The organism is Chryseobacterium indologenes, assembly GCF_001295265.1.
GTDB classification, from domain to species: Bacteria; Bacteroidota; Bacteroidia; order Flavobacteriales; family Weeksellaceae; genus Chryseobacterium; species Chryseobacterium indologenes_A.
In genome coordinates, this window is sequence record NZ_LJOD01000048.1 from 1 (window position 1) to 1,776 (window position 1,776).

Sequence of the window (1,776 nt, forward strand, 5' to 3'; positions counted from 1 at the left end):
TCATTGTTACAGGAGATCAGCGTTAAAGTGGCAAAAGCCGCCATTAGAAAATATTTTTTCATAGTAATTAAGATGTAAGTATAATTGTTTAAAACCTGGTAAGATCAGTAAAGCTGAATATAAGTAGTTGTAACCTTGTCGGCGGTAATGGTAAATATTTCCGCACTGTTTCCATCAGGAGTGGTAAAATTATCAGGAGCATTATAGCAGCTGTTGGGAAGTACTAACGGGCCGCCGAAACCCCATACAGTATCATTGGTTCCCGGATAAAACATTCTGAATTTTGTGCCCGACCATCTTGTGTTGGTTGAAATAACTCCGGTAGGCAGTAAAGACGGATGATTCCATGGTCTTGGAGTTATGGATGTACTTGAAAGACTTACTGTCCAGGTTGTTACAGGGTATAAAGAATTGGTAAATTGAGACTGATAATTATCGTAGATAAGGGCTTTCCCATTTCCTACATGGGAGTCAGCAGGAACAATAATTTCATTAGGGTCCTGGGAAGTTACATAAGGATAGCAGTTTGTTCCGGATTCATTACTGGCAAAAACAATTCCTCTAAACTCATAGGCAGAATAATTGTTGAGGATAAGAGGTCCTTTCTGTGCATAGCCTAAAGAGCAGGCTGTCAGGCTTAATATGGCTAAAACTTTTTTCATGGTTGTTTATTTTTCGGATTTAATGTTCTTACGGATTTCGTCACTTTTCTTCATGTAGATCTGGGTAGCCCAGACAATGATCTGGCTCATATCACCGCCTGTTTTTCTCATCAGTTCGGCTTCAGTAACGCCGGTAGAAAGGATGAGTTCTTTGGAAGCCGGAACCAGAAGCGCTTTTCTTCTGTCGCTCAGCTCAGAGGTGTTTCTTTTTTTCTCCTCTTCCGTAGGTCTGTTCTGTGGATCACCCAGACTTTTAAAAGCTTTGTCGAAATTTTCCATCTGCGGAGTTTTCATGCTCTCCATGGTGTTAACAGCATTCCCTTCGTTGTTGCACGAGATCAGCGTTAAAGTGGCAAAAGCTGCCATTAGAAAATGTTTTTTCATAATAATTAAGATGTAAGTATAATTTGTTTAAAACCTGGCTGCATCAGAAAAGCTGGATATAAGTGATCGTATTCGTTCCACTGGTTACAGTAAATATTTCCGCGCTGTTTCCTGAAGGAGTGCTAAAGCTGCTGGGTGCATTGTAGCAGTTATTAAAAAGAGTAACAGCCCCATTAAAGTTATCCGGAGCAAGATCTGTGGTACCGGGATAATACATCACAAATTTGGTGGTGGCCCATTTGGTATTGTTTGAAAGAACAAGCCCTGGTGCCATAGAAGGATTGTTCCATGCTCTTAGTGTAGTACTGGAACCTCCGCTTGCCAAAGCTACTGACCAGGCAGTCATAGGATACAGAGAGTTGAGAAATTGATCTCTGTAATTATCGTATCTGAGTTCATTCCCATTACCCATATGAGAGTTGGCCGGAACCCGGACCATTTCAGGATCTGCCGAACTTATGCTAGGATAGCAGTTTCCCGAGGTATTGTTAGCCATGATGTATCCATAGAAATCATATTTGGAATAGTTATTAAGAATAAGAGTTCCTCCCTGTGCATACCCAAAAGAACAGGCAGCTAAGCTTAATAATGCTAAAACTTTTTTCATGGTATCTTATTTTTCAGATTTAATGTTCTTACGGATTTCGTCGCTTTTCTTCATATAGATCTGGGTAGCCCAGACAATGATCTGGCTCATATCACCGCCTGTTTTTCTCATCAGTTCGGCTTC

The 1,776-nt window shown here is 40.7% G+C and carries 3 protein-coding genes; all 3 read right to left on the bottom strand.

Annotation, left to right across the window (positions count from 1 at the left end):
- Positions 1–104: 104 nt before the first annotated feature.
- From AOB46_RS22615 to AOB46_RS22625, 3 genes are read right to left on the bottom strand one after another with little or no spacing between them, the layout of a single operon-like run.
- Positions 105–662 (bottom strand): hypothetical protein, encoded by a 558-nt coding sequence (locus AOB46_RS22615; protein ID WP_062703658.1) that lies wholly within the window; start codon positions 660–662, stop codon positions 105–107.
- A 6-nt stretch (positions 663–668) separates the two neighbouring features.
- Positions 669–1,046 carry a hypothetical protein gene (locus AOB46_RS22620; protein WP_062703660.1) on the bottom strand — a complete coding sequence of 126 codons (378 nt, stop codon included), beginning with the start codon at positions 1,044–1,046 and terminating at the stop codon, positions 669–671.
- 43 nt (positions 1,047–1,089) lie between these two features.
- Positions 1,090–1,653 carry a hypothetical protein gene (locus tag AOB46_RS22625; RefSeq protein ID WP_062703662.1) on the bottom strand — a complete coding sequence of 188 codons (564 nt, stop codon included), beginning with the start codon at positions 1,651–1,653 and terminating at the stop codon, positions 1,090–1,092.
- Between the last annotated feature and the right edge of the window lie 123 nt (positions 1,654–1,776).

Coding starts and splice junctions, on each gene's coding strand:
- AOB46_RS22620 (WP_062703660.1), bottom strand. CDS start 1,046: ATGAAAAAACATTTTCTAATGGCAGCTTTTGCCACTTTAACGCTGATC.
- AOB46_RS22625 (WP_062703662.1), bottom strand. CDS start 1,653: ATGAAAAAAGTTTTAGCATTATTAAGCTTAGCTGCCTGTTCTTTTGGG.
- AOB46_RS22615 (WP_062703658.1), bottom strand. CDS start 662: ATGAAAAAAGTTTTAGCCATATTAAGCCTGACAGCCTGCTCTTTAGGC.